This is a genomic window from Phytoactinopolyspora halotolerans, assembly GCF_010550675.1.
Lineage (GTDB): Bacteria > Actinomycetota > Actinomycetes > Jiangellales > Jiangellaceae > Phytoactinopolyspora > Phytoactinopolyspora halotolerans.
In genome coordinates, this window is the sequence record NZ_JAAGOA010000028.1 from 66,353 (window position 1) to 82,604 (window position 16,252).

Annotated in this window: 15 protein-coding genes; all 15 read left to right on the forward strand. The window is 67.0% G+C overall.

Annotated features, from left to right (window positions below; translation table 11 throughout):
* Positions 1-5: 5 nt before the first annotated feature.
* The 15 genes from G1H10_RS28140 to coaBC all read left to right on the forward strand — a co-directional run bounded on the left by G1H10_RS28140 (position 6) and on the right by coaBC (position 15,629).
* A complete protein-coding gene (locus G1H10_RS28140; RefSeq protein ID WP_163744222.1) occupies positions 6-932 on the forward strand; it encodes an ABC transporter permease in 927 nt (308 codons plus the stop codon).
* Positions 925-1,875 (forward strand): ABC transporter permease, encoded by a 951-nt coding sequence (locus G1H10_RS28145; RefSeq protein ID WP_163744223.1) that lies wholly within the window; start codon positions 925-927, stop codon positions 1,873-1,875. The genes G1H10_RS28140 and G1H10_RS28145 overlap by 8 nt, the downstream gene beginning before the upstream one ends.
* Before the next feature lie 590 nt (positions 1,876-2,465).
* Positions 2,466-2,666 (forward strand): hypothetical protein, encoded by a 201-nt coding sequence (locus G1H10_RS28150; RefSeq protein WP_163744225.1) that lies wholly within the window; start codon positions 2,466-2,468, stop codon positions 2,664-2,666.
* A 141-nt stretch (positions 2,667-2,807) separates the two neighbouring features.
* Positions 2,808-3,395 carry a bifunctional pyr operon transcriptional regulator/uracil phosphoribosyltransferase PyrR gene (gene pyrR, locus G1H10_RS28155; protein ID WP_163744227.1) on the forward strand — a complete coding sequence of 196 codons (588 nt, stop codon included), beginning with the start codon at positions 2,808-2,810 and terminating at the stop codon, positions 3,393-3,395.
* Positions 3,392-4,348, forward strand: coding sequence for an aspartate carbamoyltransferase catalytic subunit (locus tag G1H10_RS28160; RefSeq protein ID WP_163744229.1), 957 nt, complete (start codon positions 3,392-3,394; stop codon positions 4,346-4,348). Before pyrR ends, G1H10_RS28160 begins: the two co-directional genes overlap by 4 nt.
* Entirely contained in the window at positions 4,345-5,649 is a 1,305-nt protein-coding gene (locus tag G1H10_RS28165) for a dihydroorotase (protein WP_163744231.1), read from the forward strand. The genes G1H10_RS28160 and G1H10_RS28165 overlap by 4 nt, the downstream gene beginning before the upstream one ends.
* The gene (locus tag G1H10_RS28170) at positions 5,646-6,233 is read left to right on the forward strand and encodes a PH-like domain-containing protein (RefSeq protein WP_163744233.1); all 588 of its coding nucleotides are present in this window, start codon (positions 5,646-5,648) and stop codon (positions 6,231-6,233) included. Before G1H10_RS28165 ends, G1H10_RS28170 begins: the two co-directional genes overlap by 4 nt.
* A 103-nt stretch (positions 6,234-6,336) precedes the next feature.
* A complete protein-coding gene (carA, locus tag G1H10_RS28175) occupies positions 6,337-7,488 on the forward strand; it encodes a glutamine-hydrolyzing carbamoyl-phosphate synthase small subunit (protein ID WP_163744235.1) in 1,152 nt (383 codons plus the stop codon).
* A 111-nt stretch (positions 7,489-7,599) separates the two neighbouring features.
* Positions 7,600-10,950 (forward strand): carbamoyl-phosphate synthase large subunit, encoded by a 3,351-nt coding sequence (gene carB / locus G1H10_RS28180; protein WP_163744237.1) that lies wholly within the window; start codon positions 7,600-7,602, stop codon positions 10,948-10,950.
* A 2-nt stretch (positions 10,951-10,952) separates the two neighbouring features.
* Complete coding sequence (locus G1H10_RS28185; RefSeq protein ID WP_163744298.1) at positions 10,953-12,062, forward strand: quinone-dependent dihydroorotate dehydrogenase; 1,110 nt, start codon at positions 10,953-10,955, stop codon at positions 12,060-12,062.
* Complete coding sequence (pyrF, locus tag G1H10_RS28190; protein ID WP_163744239.1) at positions 12,059-12,910, forward strand: orotidine-5'-phosphate decarboxylase; 852 nt, start codon at positions 12,059-12,061, stop codon at positions 12,908-12,910. Before G1H10_RS28185 ends, pyrF begins: the two co-directional genes overlap by 4 nt.
* A gap of 176 nt (positions 12,911-13,086) precedes the next feature.
* Positions 13,087-13,401: an integration host factor, actinobacterial type gene (gene mihF / locus G1H10_RS28195; protein WP_163744241.1), complete on the forward strand. Its 315-nt coding sequence runs from the start codon at positions 13,087-13,089 to the stop codon at positions 13,399-13,401.
* The gene (gene gmk, locus G1H10_RS28200) at positions 13,398-14,015 is read left to right on the forward strand and encodes a guanylate kinase (protein ID WP_163744244.1); all 618 of its coding nucleotides are present in this window, start codon (positions 13,398-13,400) and stop codon (positions 14,013-14,015) included. The genes mihF and gmk overlap by 4 nt, the downstream gene beginning before the upstream one ends.
* Before the next feature lies 1 nt (position 14,016).
* A complete protein-coding gene (gene rpoZ / locus G1H10_RS28205; RefSeq protein ID WP_376778671.1) occupies positions 14,017-14,373 on the forward strand; it encodes a DNA-directed RNA polymerase subunit omega in 357 nt (118 codons plus the stop codon).
* Positions 14,370-15,629: a bifunctional phosphopantothenoylcysteine decarboxylase/phosphopantothenate--cysteine ligase CoaBC gene (coaBC, locus tag G1H10_RS28210; protein ID WP_163744246.1), complete on the forward strand. Its 1,260-nt coding sequence runs from the start codon at positions 14,370-14,372 to the stop codon at positions 15,627-15,629. The genes rpoZ and coaBC overlap by 4 nt, the downstream gene beginning before the upstream one ends.
* Positions 15,630-16,252 lie beyond the last annotated feature (623 nt).

The window sequence follows — 16,252 nt, forward strand, 5'->3', positions numbered from 1 at the left end:
TATCCATGGGCCGATATATCGTCTCCCGGCTGGCTCAGCTGGTGATCGTCTTCTTCGGGGTCACCCTGCTCATCTATGCAGCGGTGTGGGCGCTTCCCGGCGACCCGATCCGTGCGCTGGCCGGTGACCGTCCGCTCTCGGAGAGCGTGATCAACGCGCTGCGGGACGAGCACAACCTCGATGATCCGCTGCTGGTGCAGTACCTGAAGTACATGGGCGGGCTGCTGTCAGGTGACTTCGGTACTGACTTCAGTGGCCGGCCGGTCTGGGACCAGATGGCGCAGCGCTGGCCGGTGACTATGCGACTGGCGCTGACGGCGTGGGTCATCGAAGCGATCGTCGGGATCGTCCTCGGTTTGATCGCCGCGCTGCGCAGGGGACGGTGGCCGGACCACACCATCCTCCTGTTCAGCATCGCGGTCATCTCGATCCCGATCTTCGTGCTGGCCTACACCGCGCAACTCGTCCTCGGCGTGAACGCCGGCATCTTTCCTGTATCTGGCATCTCGGATGGCTGGCCCAGGAGTTACATCCTGCCGGCGCTCATCTTGGCGGCATTCGGCACCGCCCAGGTCGGCCGGCTGGTGCGCGCGAGCGTGCTGGAGAACCTGCGGGCCGATTACGTACGTGCCGCCGTGGCCAAAGGCTTGTCGCGTCGCCGGGTGGTCTCGGTGCATGTTTTGCGTAACTCCCTGATCGCCGCGGTGACCTTTCTCGGTATTGAATTGGGATTCCTGCTGGGAGGCACGATCGTCATCGAAGGTGTCTTCAACGTGCCCGGCGTCGGCCAGCTCCTGTTCCGATCGCTGCAGACCCAAGAGGGCGCGGTAGTGGTCGGCGTGGCCACGGCACTGGTGCTGATCTTCCTGCTCGCCAATCTCGTCGTCGACCTGTTGTACGGCGTACTTGATCCGAGGATCCGCCATGACTGAACGTTTCGGCCCCGAACCGACCGACGGCGGCGCTGGCGTCACTGTCGCGGTGTACGGTCCCAACGCGGACCAAGAGGTCACCGTGCGTGCCGCGACGCTTCGCGGCGACGCCTGGCAGGATCTGCGTCGGAATCCGCTGTTCTGGATCAGCGGGTTCCTCGTGCTACTGATGATCGTGCTGGCCGCGATTCCCGACCTATTCGCCGGCTGGTTCGGCAATGGTGATCCGCGGGTGTGCGACCTGGGTCGTAGCAACGAAAGTCCGACAGCCGGGCATCCGTTCGGGTTCGACAAGCAAGGATGCGACGTCTACGCGAACGTGATCCACGGTGCCCGGGCGTCGATCAGCGTGGGTGTGCTGGTCACGGTGCTCTCGCTGCTGATCGCGGTGGTACTGGGTGCCGCCGCCGGGTACCGCGGGAAGTGGGTGGACGCGCTGATCTCCCGGGTCACTGACATCTTTTTCGGCTTCCCGTTCATATTGGGTGCCCTGGTCATTCTGGTCAGCATGAACGTCCGGAATATCTGGACGGTGTCGCTCGTCCTCGCGCTGTTCGGGTGGCCCACGATGACACGGGTGATGCGGTCGTCCGTGTTGTCGGTCAAACAGATGGACTACGTCGTGGCCGCACGAGGCCTGGGCGCCGACGGCTGGTGGCTGGTGCGAAAGCACATCCTGCCCAACGCCATCGCCCCGGTCATGGTAATGGCTACCATCGCGATCGGTACCGCGATCGTGGCGGAAGCCGTGCTGACATTCCTGGGCGTCGGCCTACAGGCGCCGGCGATCTCCTGGGGGCTGCAACTGTCCAACGCGCAGAATGACTTCCAGATTGCGTCGCATCTGCTGATCTACCCGTCGATTTTCCTCAGCGTGACAGTGCTCAGCTTCATCGTGCTCGGCGACGTGATCCGCGACGCCTTTGACCCGCGGCTGCGGTAGGCATGTGACCGGTAGTTCGGCAGATCCCCGCAACATCCACGGTGTTGCCGGCGTTGACGAGCCGGAGCTTTCGTAAGCTGCTGACGCTGCTCGGACCGCGGCACACCGCAACCCGGAGCGGTCGACGCTAACGTCCGCAAACATGTGGCAACAGCGCATGTGACGCGCAAGTACGATGAACATGGCTGTCGCCAGCGTGTCAAGTATGGAGTTGGAATAGCCACGCCGAACCGATACCTTAATGGCTATCACAAGGGCGCACATGCGCTCACGGAGGCTATCGCAGTGAAAACGAGGCAAAATGGCGACTGTCGAAGATTTAGAGCGACGCGTCAGCGCTGTCGAGGGCAAAGTGAGCAGACTGAGTGAAGAATCGGTGCAATGGAAGAAGGAACGGGAGCGGGTCCTGAGGCAGGCTGAGGACGCGCTGCTGCTCGCGGCTGGCGGAGACGATGCGATGGGCGCGAAGTCGAGGCGGTGGGGAATGAGGAAGACGCTGAAGGAGCTGCGGAAGACGCAGCTGGAGCATGGGGAAACGTTGGGTGTGTTGCTGGCTGGCCAGCATCGTTACGAGCGAGTCCTCGGCGAGCATGGAGGCGAAGCTGGATGCGCACGGCGCCAAGCTGGATGCGCACGGCGCCAAGCTCGATGCGCATGGGGTGAAGCTCGATGAGCACACGAGCAAGCTGGACGCGCTAGCAGCTGGGCAGGCGCAGATTCGGGCAGAGCTGACCACGGGGCTTGGCGCCATCAAGAGGCACTTGGGTATCGAGGGCGAGGGACGCAGCTGAGGGTCGCGTCGGCGACGTGCCGGTGGTGACGATGTGCACACCGTCGCCACCGGCACTTTCGCTTTGACTCCTGGTACGCTCATGGGGACCGGCGTCCTTTAAATCCCGTCCTGTGAGGCGGGGAAGGGGGTCCATACAACCATGTCTCGTGACCTGTCCGATTTTCGGACCGTCCTCTCTGAGGACGAAATCAACCGGGCGTTGGCCCGGATGGCCCACGAGGTCGTGGAGCGCAACAAGGGCGCATCCGACCTCGTGATCTTGGGCATTCCCTCTCGTGGTGTTCCGCTGGCCGGCCGGCTGGCGGACAGAGTGTCCAGTGTCGACGGCGTCGACGTTCCCGTCGGCGCGCTCGACGTGACGATGTACCGCGATGACCTGAGGCTGCGCCCGGCGCGGGCTCTGGAACGCACGGAGATACCACCCGGCGGTGTCGACGGGAAGGTGGTCGTCTTCGTCGATGACGTCCTCTTCTCCGGCCGCACGATCCGGGCCGCATTGACCGCACTCGACGACGTCGGCCGCCCGCGTGCGGTGCGGCTGGCCGTGCTCGTCGACCGCGGGCACCGCGAACTCCCCATCCGAGCTGACCACGTCGGCAAGAATCTGCCGACGTCGCTGCGCGAGAGCGTCAAGGTGTTGCTCTCCGAGACCGACGGCCGGGACGCGGTCCTAGTCGGTGCGGCAGACGACGTGGTACACCATGCCGACGCGGGGGAGGCCCGATGATCCGCCACCTGTTGTCCGCCGCCGATCTGTCCCGTTCGGACGCGACGCTCCTCCTGGACACCACCGAGGAGATGCTGCGACTGACGGAGGGCAGGTCGGTGAAGAAGTTGCCGACGCTGCGCGGGCGCACCGTCGTGAACCTGTTCTTCGAGGATTCCACCCGTACACGCACATCGTTCGAACTGGCGGCGAAACGGCTCTCTGCGGATGTCATCAATTTCTCCGCCAAGGGTTCCAGCGTCTCCAAGGGGGAGAGCCTCAAGGACACCGCGCTGACCCTGGCCGCGATGGGCGCGGACGGCGTCGTTGTGCGGCACTCGGCGAGCGGAGCACCGTACCGGCTGGCCTCATCCGGCTGGATCGACGCCAGGGTGTTGAACGCCGGCGACGGCACCCACGAGCATCCGACTCAGGCACTGCTGGACGCGTTCACGATGCGTCGGCACCTCGGAGACCTCGACGGGCGGAAGATCGTCATCGTCGGGGACGTCCTGCACGGCCGCGTCGCGCGAAGCAACGTGATACTGCTGAACACGCTCGGCGCGCGGGTCACCCTGGTAGCACCGCCCACATTGCTTCCACTCGGGGTGGAGAACTGGCCCTGTGACGTTTCCTACCACCTGGATCCGGTGCTGCCGGACGCCGACGCGGTGATGATGCTACGAGTGCAGCGGGAACGGATGAACGCTGCCTTCTTTCCGTCGGCGCGGGAGTACAGCCGGCGGTACGGGCTCGACGCACGCCGGTTCGGGCTACTGAGTGACGAGGCGATCGTCCTGCATCCAGGCCCGATGAACCGCGGGATGGAGATCACCGCGGATGTGGCGGACAGTGAGCGGTCCGTGATCGTCGAACAGGTCTCCAACGGCGTCTGCGTCCGGATGGCGGCGCTGTATCTGATGCTCGCGGGCGCGGACGAGACCGCGGACGACGTACACGAGGGGGCCGCATGAGTCCGCAGACGGTGCTGGTCAAGGGTGCCCGGGTGCTTGGCGGCGAACCAGCGGACCTGTTGCTGCGCGACGGCGTGATCGCCGAGCTGGGACAGAGCATCGACGCCGGCGACGCCCGGGTGGTGCAGGCCGACGGGCTGGTGGCGTTGCCGGGCCTGGTGGATCTGCACACACATCTGCGCGAGCCAGGGCGGGAAGACGCCGAGACCGTCGATACGGGCACACGCGCAGCCGCACTCGGCGGGTTCACCGCCGTGCATGCGATGGCCAATACGGACCCTGTCGCCGACACCGCGGGTGTGGTCGAGCAGGTGTGGCGACTCGGTCGCGAGGCGGGCCACGCCGACGTGCGTCCGGTGGGTGCCGTCACCGTCGGTCTGGCCGGCGAGCGGCTCGCCGAACTGGGTGCGATGGCCGACTCCGCGGCGAACGTCCGGGTCTTCTCCGACGACGGGCGCTGCGTCGACGATGCCATCCTGATGCGACGTGCACTGGAGTACGTGAAGGCGTTCGACGGCGTCGTCGCCCAGCATGCGCAGGAGCCGCGGCTGACCGAGGGCGCGCAGATGAACGAGGGCGAGCTCTCCGGGCGGCTCGGACTGCGCGGCTGGCCGAGCGTCGCCGAGGAGGCGATCATCGCCCGGGACGTGCTGCTCGCCGCTCATGTCGGCTCCCGCCTGCACATCTGCCACCTCTCCACTCGGGGATCGGCGGAGATCGTCCGGTTGGCGAAAGCGCGCGGCCTGCCCGTCACCGCGGAAGTGACGCCGCACCACCTGCTGCTGACTGAGGAACTGGTCGCGACCTACGACGCGCGGTACAAGGTGAACCCGCCGCTGCGGACGGCCGACGACGTGGCCGCGGTCCGGGAAGGGCTGGCCGACGGGACGATCGACATCGTCGCGACAGACCACGCTCCGCACCCGGTCGAGGACAAAGAGTGCGAGTGGGACGCGGCGGCATTCGGGATGCTGGGGTTGGAGACGGCCCTGTCCGTCGTGCAGCACACCATGGTGGACACGGGGCTGTTGAGCTGGTCCGACGTCGCCGATCGCATGTCCTTCGCGCCCGCTCGGATCGGGCGCTGCGATGCGGGAACGGCGGCACAGGGGCGGCCGTTGGCCGTCGGCGAGCCGGCGAACATCACGCTGGTCGACCCGTCGGTGTCTCGTACCGTCGACCCATGGCAGTCCGCGTCCTTGTCGCGTAACAGTCCCTATGAGGGGATGAAACTGCCCGGTCAGGTGGTGGCGACGTTCTTGCGCGGACGTCCGACCGTCGAGGACGGAGCACTGACGTGACCGCCGTCGCCGTCGCGATTCTCGGGCTGATCCTGGTCGCGTCTTACGTGTCGATGTGGCGTGGGTGGCGACGACGGACGCACGCCCACGTCGACCTGCCGCCGCTACCGTCGATCACGGAGGCATCGTCGGTGCATTCCACGGATGCCGTGAGCATCTCGGAGAGCCCCGCGGACATCACGGTCGAGGCGTCCTACGCCGGTACGACAACGGCCGGGGATTGGCTGGAACGGGTGGTCGCGCACGGCTTGGGCCGGCGTAGCTCGGTGTCGATCACGGTCGACCCGAGCGGCATCCAGCTTGAGCGCGGCACGGAGCCGAGTTTCTCGATACCCGCGTCGTCGCTGCGCGCGGTCCGCATCGACCGGGCCGGCGCCGGCCGGGCGGTGCGGTGCGGCGAGTACGTGATCATCACATGGCAACACGGTGACATGGAGCTGGACACCGCGGTCCGGCCGCGTCACCGGGACGACCGCGGCCGGCTGGTGGACGCGGTCGCCGCGCTCGGAGCGACCGCACGCGACCGAACGGACGGCGCGGATGGCCGGCGGAACGCGACCGCCCGGCCCGAGGCATCCCAGTGACGGCCATTGCGCAGCTGAACCGGCAGACATCGATCGGAGTTGTGGCGGCGCGCGCCCACGGGTGTGCGCGCACGGCACGGCCGATCAGGCACAAGGAGAGTGAATGACGATGACGACGCGTGCACCGGCGTTGTTGGTCCTGGAGGACGGCCGGACGTTTCGCGGCGAGTCCTATGGTGCCGAAGGTGAGACCTTCGGCGAGGCGGTATTCGCCACCGGCATGACCGGTTATCAGGAGACGCTGACCGATCCGTCGTATCACCGACAGGTGGTGGTGCAGACGGCGCCGCATATCGGCAACACCGGGGTGAACGACGAGGACCCTGAGTCCGGCCGGATCTGGGTGGCCGGATATGTGGTGCGTGATCCGGCGCGGCGGGTGTCGTCGTGGCGGGCGCGGCGCAGCCTGGACGAGGAACTCGCCGCCCAGGGCGTGGTGGGCATCTCGGGTGTGGACACCCGGGCACTGACCCGGCACCTGCGCGAGCGCGGAGCCATGCGGGCAGGGATCTCCTCGATCGAGACAGACCCCGATGCGCTACGCGAGCGTGTGCTGGCCAGCCCGCAGATGAGCGGTGCTGAGCTGGCCGGTGAGGTGTCGACCCAGGAGGCCTACGTGGTGCCGGCGGCGGGGGAGCGTCGGTTCACCGTGGCCGCGTTGGATCTGGGGATCAAGACGATGACGCCGCGGCGGATGGCGGAGCGGGGTATCGAGGTGCACGTGTTGCCTGCGTGGTCGACGCTGGAAGACGTGCTGGCAGTGCGCCCGGACGGGCTGTTTCTGTCGAACGGTCCCGGGGACCCGGAGACCGCCGAGGCACAGGCGGCGGTGCTGCGTGGTGCGCTGGAGCGGGACCTGCCGTTCTTCGGTATCTGTTTCGGCAATCAGGTCTTCGGCCGGGCGCTGGGCTTCGGCACGTACAAGCTGGGTTATGGCCATCGAGGGATCAACCAGCCGGTGCAGGATCTGACGACGGGCAAGGCCGAGGTGACGGCGCACAACCACGGGTTCGCGGTGAAGTGGAGCACGGATGGCCGCCCGTACGCTCCGGTCGAGACGCCGTACGGCACTGCCGAGGTCAGCCATGTCTGCCTGAACGATGACGTGGTCGAAGGGCTGGTACTGCGGGGCGGCGATGGCGCGTTGAAGGCCTTCTCGGTGCAGTACCACCCGGAGGCGGCCGCCGGTCCGCACGATGCCGCGTACCTCTTCGACCGTTTCGTTGAGCTGATGGAGCGGCGACGTGAGGAGTGAGCGGAGTGGTCGGCGTTGTGAGGGACGAGCAGCCGTCCGCGGAGCGAATGACGAGCGGAGCGCGACCGAGCTGATGGAGCGGAGCGCGACCAAGCTGATGGAGGCCAAGTAATGCCGCGGCGTACGGATATTTCGAGTGTGTTGGTGATCGGTTCTGGGCCGATTGTGATCGGGCAGGCGTGTGAGTTCGATTATTCGGGGACTCAGGCGTGTCGGGTGCTCAGGGCTGAGGGGTTGCGGGTGGTGCTGGTGAACAGCAACCCGGCGACGATCATGACGGATCCGGATATCGCGGATGCGACCTATGTGGAGCCGATCACGCCGGAGTTTGTGGAGAAGGTGATCGCGAAAGAACGGCCGGATGCGTTGTTGGCGACGTTGGGTGGTCAGACGGCGTTGAACGCTGCTGTGGCGTTGCATGATTCCGGGGTGTTGGAGCGGTACGGGGTGGAGCTGATCGGCGCGTCGATCGATGCCATCCAGCGTGGGGAGAACCGGGAGTCGTTCAAGCGGATCGTGGAGCAGATCGGCGGGGAGACGGCGCGTTCGGCGATCTGTCACTCGATGGATGAGTGTGTGAAGGCGGTTGAGGAGCTGGGGTTCCCGGTGGTGGTGCGGCCGTCGTTCACGATGGGTGGTGCCGGCTCGGGTATGGCGTTCGATGCCGAGGATTTGGAGCGCATTGCCGGGTTGGGGCTGGCGTTGTCTCCGACCAGTGAGGTGTTGCTGGAGGAGTCGATCCTGGGCTGGAAGGAGTACGAGCTGGAGGTGATGCGGGATCGGGCGGACAACGTGGTGATCGTGTGTTCGATCGAGAACGTGGATCCGATGGGCGTACATACCGGGGATTCGGTGACGGTGGCGCCGGCGATGACGCTGACTGATCGTGAGTATCAGGTGATGCGGAATCAGGCGATCGATGTGATCCGTGCGGTGGGGGTGGACACCGGTGGGTGCAATATCCAGTTCGCGGTGCATCCGCAGACCGGGCGGATTGTGATCATCGAGATGAATCCGCGGGTGTCGCGGTCGTCGGCGCTGGCCAGTAAGGCGACGGGTTTTCCGATCGCGAAGATCGCGGCGAAGGTCGCGTTGGGGTACACGCTGGATGAGATCCCGAACGACATCACTGCCGAGACGCCCGCGTCGTTCGAGCCGACGTTGGACTATGTGGTGGTCAAGGTGCCGCGGTTCGCGTTCGAGAAGTTCCCCGCGGCGGATCCTTCGTTGACCACGCACATGAAGAGCGTCGGTGAGGCGATGGCGATCGGTAGGAGTTTTACTGAGGCGTTGCAGAAGGCGATGCGTTCGGCGGAGAAGGCCGGAGCCGAGCTGGACTTCACCGGCGAGGTCGGCGATGTGCAGGCGTTGCTTGCGAAGGTGTCGCGTGGTTATGACGGGCGGCTGCGTGATGTGGTGGCGGCGTTGCGGGCCGGCGCTTCGGTGGACCAGGTGCACGAGGCGACGTGGATTGATCCGTGGTTTGTGGATCAGTTGTTGTTGCTGGTCGAGGTGGCCGATGAGGTCCGGGGTGCCGATCATGTGACGCCGGAGTTGTTGCGTCGGGCAAAGCGGTACGGGTTCTCCGATTCCCAGATCGCCGCTCTGCGTGGCACGAGCGCGGACATTGTGCGCGGGGTGCGTGAGACGCTGGGGATCCGGCCGGTGTATAAGACGGTGGACACGTGCGCGGCGGAGTTCGCCGCGAAGACGCCGTATCACTACTCGTCCTATGACGAGGAAACCGAAGTCGTGCCGCGGGAGAAGCCTGCGGTGATCATTCTCGGGTCTGGCCCTAACCGGATCGGGCAGGGGATCGAGTTCGATTACTCCTGTGTGCATGCGGCGATGGCGCTGGGCGAGGCGGGCTATGAGACGGTGATGGTGAACTGCAACCCCGAAACGGTGTCGACGGACTATGACACCGCGGACCGGTTGTACTTCGAGCCGTTGACCCTGGAAGACGTCCTCGAGGTCGTGCATGCCGAGCGACAAGCCGGCCCGGTCGTCGGGGTGATCGTTCAGCTGGGCGGGCAGACCCCGCTCGGGCTGGCGCGGGCTCTTGAGGCGGCGGGGGTGCCGATCGTGGGCACCACACCGGCCGCGATCGACTTGGCGGAAGAGCGTGGCGCGTTCGGGCGGGTGTTGCACGCAGCCGGGCTGCCGGCGCCGAAGCACGGCCTGGCGGCATCGTTCGACGAAGCCCGCCAGGTGGCGGCCGATATCGGGTATCCGGTGCTGGTGCGGCCCTCCTACGTCTTAGGCGGGCGGGGGATGGAGATCGTCTACGACGAGGACTCCCTCGCCTCGTACATCACCCGTGCGACCGAGGCGTCCCCGGAGCATCCGGTGCTGGTCGACCGCTTCCTCGACGATGCGGTGGAGATCGACGTGGACGCGCTCTACGACGGCGAACAGCTCTACCTCGGCGGGGTGATGGAACACATCGAGGAAGCCGGCATCCACTCCGGTGACTCCGCGTGCGCGTTGCCGCCCACCACACTCGGGCGGGACGAACTCCTTCGCATCAAAGCGTCCACCGAGGCCATCGCTGAGGGCGTGGGTGTCAAGGGCCTGCTGAACGTGCAGTACGCGCTCGCGAATGACGTGCTCTACGTGCTGGAGGCCAACCCCCGCGCGTCGCGGACCGTGCCGTTCGTGTCCAAGGCCACCGCGGTGCCGCTGGCCAAGGCCGCCGCCCGCATCATGCTCGGCGCTTCGATCGACCAACTCCGCGCCGAAGGTATCCTGCCCGCACAGGGCGATTGTGTCGACCTGCCCGCCGACGCACCCGTCGCGGTCAAGGAAGCGGTGATGCCGTTCAACCGGTTCCGCACTCCGGACGGGCGCACGGTGGACACCCTGCTCGGCCCGGAGATGCGTTCCACCGGCGAGGTCATGGGCATCGATCATGAGTTCGGCACCGCGTTCGCCAAATCCCAGGTGGCCGCGTTCGGCCCGCTTCCCACCCAAGGGACGATCTTCGTCTCGCTGGCCAACCGGGACAAACGGCACATGATCTTCCCGGTCAAACGCCTCGCCGACCTCGGGTTCACCATCATCGCCACCGCCGGCACCGCCGAAGTGCTACGCCGTAACGGCGTCACCGCCGAAGTCGTGCGCAAACGCTGGTCCGGACACGAGCCCGACGGCACCCCCACCATCATCGGCCGCATCCTGGACGGCCAGGTCGACCTCATCATCAACACCCCTAGCGGAACCACCACCGCCGGCAACCCACGCGCCGACGGCTACGAGATCCGCACCGCTGCCATCCAAGCCAACGTGCCCTGCGTCACGACGGTGCAGGGCTTGGCGGCCGCGGTGCAGGGGATCGAGGCACTGCGCGCGGGTAGCGAGAACGTGCGGTCTCTGCAGTCCTGGGCGACGATCGGGCAGCCGGGATCGGACGGGGGAGCCGCGGATGCGGCGGAGGCGAACCCTGCGGGTGCTCCGGCGTGACCCTGTATCGGAGACTGTTCGACTCCGTCCTGACCCGGATGGATCCAGAGACGGCGCACCATGTGGCGATGACGGCGATGCGAGCGGCTGCAGCGCTGCCCGTCGCTCGCAGCACCGCGTGGCGACGGATGTCGCCGCACGATCCCCAACTCGGCGTCGAGGCGCTCGGGCTGCGGTTTCCGGGGCCGGTCGGGATCGCCGCCGGGTTCGACAAGAACGCCGTGGCCATTGACGCGCTGGGTGCGCTCGGTTTTGGCTTCGTCGAGGTCGGAACGGTGACGGCGCGCCCGCAGCCGGGCAATCCGAAGCCGCGGCTGCACCGGTTGGTGGCCGACCGGGCCATCGTCAATCGGATGGGCTTCAACAACGACGGTGCGGCTGCGGTGGCGGCCCGATTGGCCCGGCGGCGACGCCGGCGGCGGGCGCTGCCCGTCGTCGTCGGTGTGAACATCGGCAGAAGCAAGGCCGTGCCGGACCACGAGGCGATCGCCGACTACGAGGCCAGCACGCGGCTTCTCGCGCCGTATGCGGACTACCTGGTGGTCAACGTCAGCTCGCCGAACACGCCCGGCTTGCGCGATCTGCAGGCGGTGGACCAGCTGCGTCCACTGCTGCGTGCGGTTCGGCAGCAGGCAGATGCCGTCACGGGACCGGCGCGCCAGGTCCCCCTGCTGGTCAAGATCGCGCCGGATCTGAGCGACGACGGTGTGGTGGCGGTGGCCGATCTGGCGGTCGAGCTTGGTCTGGACGGCATCATCGCCACGAACACCACCGTCTCCCGGAGCGGCCTGGCGTCCGCGCCGGCGGAGGTGGCACACGCGGGATCGGGCGGACTGTCCGGTGCACCGCTGGCCAAACGTGCGCTGCAGGTCCTGTTGGTATTGAAGACGCGTCTGGACGAGACGGCGCCGGCGTCCGGGAGTCAGCGGCGCCCCCTGCTGATCGCGGCCGGTGGAATCGAATCCGCGCACGATGCCCAGGAACGGCTCCGCGCCGGTGCCACGTTGGTGCAGGCGTATACCGGCTTCATCTACGGCGGCCCGCTCTGGCCGACGCGGATCCAGCGTGAGCTGGCAGACCTTGCACGATCGAATGGGGAGGTGGCCGGGTGACGTCGTTCGGTGCCCGCCTGCACGAGGCGATTCGCCGGCGTGGTCCGCTCTGTGTCGGGATCGATCCGCACCCGGGCCTGCTCGCCGACTGGGGGCTCAACGACGACGTCGCCGGCTTGGAGCGGTTCTGCGGCACGGTGGTCGAGGCGCTCGGCGGCGAAGTGGCCATCGTCAAGCCGCAATCGGCGTTCTTCGAACGGCACGGCTCATCCGGGATCGCCGTACTGGAGCGGCTGCTGGCCGACTTGCGCTCCGCGGGCGTGCTGGTACTGATGGACGCCAAGCGAGGCGATATCGGTTCCACCGTGCAGGCGTATGCCGATGCCTACGTCGACCCCTCCTCACCACTGTGTGCGGATGCCGTCACGGCCTCGCCCTATCTGGGTTTCGGCTCGCTGCGGCCGCTGATCGACACCGCTCTCGCGCATGGCAACGGCGTATTCGTGCTTGCCCGGACGTCCAATCCCGAGGGAGCGGAGGTACAGCGGGCCCGTGGCTCCGACGGTCGGACCGTCGCCGAGACGATGCTCGACCGCGTGCGGGAGGTCAACTCGGACGCGCAGCCGTTGGGCAGTGTCGGCTGTGTGGTCGGAGCGACCATCGCGGCGGATGGCGCGGATGGGGTGAACCAGGAGAATCTGCGCGTCAACGGCCCTGTGCTGGCACCGGGAATCGGCGCCCAGGGCGCGCGTGTCAGCGATCTCCGCGCGGTTTTCGGGCCGGTGGTGCACTCCGTGTTACCCGCCGTGTCGCGAGAAATTCTGCGAAACGGTCCGACCGTCGCCGCGCTCGCCGCCAGCGCGTTTGCATTGAATCAGCAGGTCAAAGAGATGTTGATCGAGAAGTGAGGGTTCGGCCTCGCCAGAACACCCGCGACACGTAGCAAGAAAATCGGGTGTCGGTGCGTGCGCTCTTGCCAAGTAGGGGTACCGTGGTCACGTTGCTGACCTGGTGGTTCACCCGCTAGGTTCCAGTTTGTTGGTACTGTCCGCTATCCGATCGACACAACAGAGGTGACCCGCTCGTGGCGCTCCCAAACTTGACTCCAGAACAGCGCGCGGCCGCTCTCGAGAAGGCTGCCGAGGCCCGCAGGGAGCGGGCAGAAGTCAAGAACCGGCTCAAGAACGCCGGTGCCAAACTCAGCGACATCTTGAAGGAGGGTGAGAGCAACGAGGTCATCGGCAAGATGAAGGTCTCCGCCCTGCTCGAGTCGCTGCCCGGCGTCGGCAAGGTCCGCGCCAAGCAGATCATGGAAGAGATCGGCATCGCTGAGACGCGCCGCGTGCGTGGCCTGGGTGCCAACCAGCAGGCTGCGCTCATCGAGCGTTTCAGCGGTTGAGCGAAGACTTGCCACGGCCGTCAGCGACGGTCCCGGAGGGCGACCCACGAGCGATCGTCCTCTCGGGACCGTCGGCGGTCGGCAAGACGACTGTCATGCGGCGGCTCCGGGCCGAACATCCGGAGTTGCTGATAGCACCCACCGTGACCACGCGGCCGATGCGGCGCGGCGAGGTCGACGGTTCGCCGTACTACTTCGTGGACGACGTCACGTTCAACCGGAAGATCGAACACGGCGACTTCCTGGAGTGGGCGGTCGTGCACGGCACATTCAAGTACGGCACACCTCGTGGCCCGGTGGACGAGGCACGCGATGCCGGTCGTTCGATTCTGATCGAGGTTGATCTCCAGGGCGCGCGGCAGATCCGTTCGTCCATGCCGGAAGCCTTCTTCGTCTTTCTCGCTCCGCCGAGTTGGGACGAGTTGGTCCGTCGGCTGGTCGGTCGGGGAACCGAGGACGAGGCTGAGATCGCCCGCCGGCTGCAGACAGCCCGGGACGAGCTCGCGGCCGAATCGGAATTCGATCTGACCGTGGTGAACACCGAGGTCGGCGTCGTGTGCCGTGAGTTGGTAGGATTAATGGGTTCATCCCCCGATCCAGCCCGGAGGCATTAGCGTGTCTGGAACTCAAGGCGTCGCAGAGGGCATCACCAACCCTCCCATTGACGACCTGCTCTCCAAGACCGACTCGAAGTATGGCCTGGTCATCTACGCAGCCAAGCGGGCGCGGCAGATCAATGCCTACTATTCGCAGCTCGGTGAAGGCCTGCTCGAGTACGTCGGGCCGCTGGTCGAGACCCGGGTGCAGGAGAAGCCGCTGTCGATCGCGCTGCGCGAGATCGACGCGGGTCTGCTCACCGCGGAAGAGGTGGATCCGTCCGAGCTGGCCGCAGACGACCAGGCTGCGGAGATCACCGCCGCGGACGTCACCCCCGAGGACATCGCCGCGGCCGGTCAGCCCGAACAGGAATGAGCCTCACCTCTGACGCTCCCGGTGGCCCCGGCCGTCTGCGGGTGCTACTGGGCGTCAGCGGGGGTATAGCCGCCTACAAGGCATGTGAGGTACTGCGGCGCCTCTCCGAGCGGGGACACGATGTACGTGTACTCCCGACGGAGTCGGCGCTGCGTTTCGTCGGTGAACCCACCTGGGCAGCTTTGTCCGGGCATCCGGTGAGCACCAGCGTCTTCGATGACGTGCATCAGGTCCCGCACGTCGCGCTCGGCCAGGACGCGGACGTGGTGGTCGTGGTACCCGCCACGGCTGATCTGCTAGCCAGAGCGGCGACTGGACGGGCAGACGATCTTCTCACGTCGACGTTGCTGACAGCGCGATGCCCGGTCGTCTTTGCGCCCGCGATGCATACCGAGATGTGGGAGCATCCGGCCGTCGTCGCCAATGTGGCCACCTTGCGCGCCCGTGGGAACGTCGTGATCGAGCCGGCCGTCGGCCGGCTGACCGGTGCCGACAGCGGCAAGGGGCGGCTGCCGGAGCCGGAGTCGATCGTCGACGCCGCCCTTGACGCGGTCAGCGGCGCCGGCCCGGGGAGCCCGGATCTGGCCGGGCTGCACGTGGCGGTCTCCGCCGGCGGCACCCGCGAGTACCTTGATCCGGTCCGGTTCATCGGCAACCGTTCGTCGGGCCGGCAGGGTTACGCGCTCGCCCGAGCTGCGGTGAGCCGAGGAGCGCGAGTGACGCTGGTGGCGGCGAACGTGACGCTTGCCGACGTCGCCGGAGCCGACATGGTGCGAGTGGAGTCGGTGGCGGAACTGCGGGAGGCGATGCTGAAATCGGCGTCGACCGCGGACGCTGTGGTGATGGCGGCGGCGGTCTCGGACTTCCGGCCGCGTGCCACCCAGGGCACGAAGATCAAGAAGACGGCAGGCACGGACGCTCCATCGATCGAACTGGAACGCACCGAAGACATCCTCGCCGAACTGTCCCAGACCCGGCGCAAACCCGGCCAGGTGGTAGTTGGATTCGCGGCCGAGACCGGCGACAGCACGGGCAGCGTGCTGGACTACGGCCGTTCGAAACTCGCGGCCAAGGGCTGCGATCTGCTCGTGGTGAACGAGGTCGGACGCGACCGTGGATTCGAGTCCGAGGAGAACGAGGCGGTCATCCTCGGCTCGGACGGCTCCTCGACGGAGGTTCCGTACGGTCCGAAGTCGGTGCTGGCGCATGCGGTGTGGGATCGGGTTGTGACCCTCGTGGAGCGGCCGGCCGGATAGGGCACCGCTGCCCGAGTGGGCTGCGTTGGGTGGGCCGGGAAGTTCTGCATGCGGTCGGCGGGCGGGGCTGGTTGCGTTGGGCGGGCCGGCGAGTTCTTCTCGCTCTGACGCGGTCGGCGGGCGGGGCTGGTTGCGTTGGGTGGGCCGGCGAGTTCTTCTCGCTCTCACGCGATCGGCGGGCGGTTTGAAGAGCTGGTTGCGTGATCTGCCGCCGATCGAAGATCGCTCGAAGAACCCCCCGGCCCGTTCGCACGCTTCGGTTGGTCTCGGCCGGGAAGACGCCGGCGACGCGAGCTAGGTGGCGGCATGGTTCGCGGCCATCGGCGACGTCCGTGGGCAGCGCTCGTGTGCAGCGCTTGTGTGCCGAGTCGTGTGGTCATAGGCCGCTCGTGGGTGTCGCGAGACGTGTCGTGGGAATCTGAGCCGCTGTGAGCCGCTCGAGGTCACACGGCCGTGCTCACGACGTACCGGATGGTGCGTAGAGCGGTTCGAATACACACGACCGGTCGCACAGGTGGCGTGACGGCGGTCGGTGCCGGCACGACGGGTCGCACGGCGGTCAGCGGGGCGTCGGGTCGACGCGGCGCGGTCTACCGCGGCGTACGAAGCGGAGTCTGCGGATG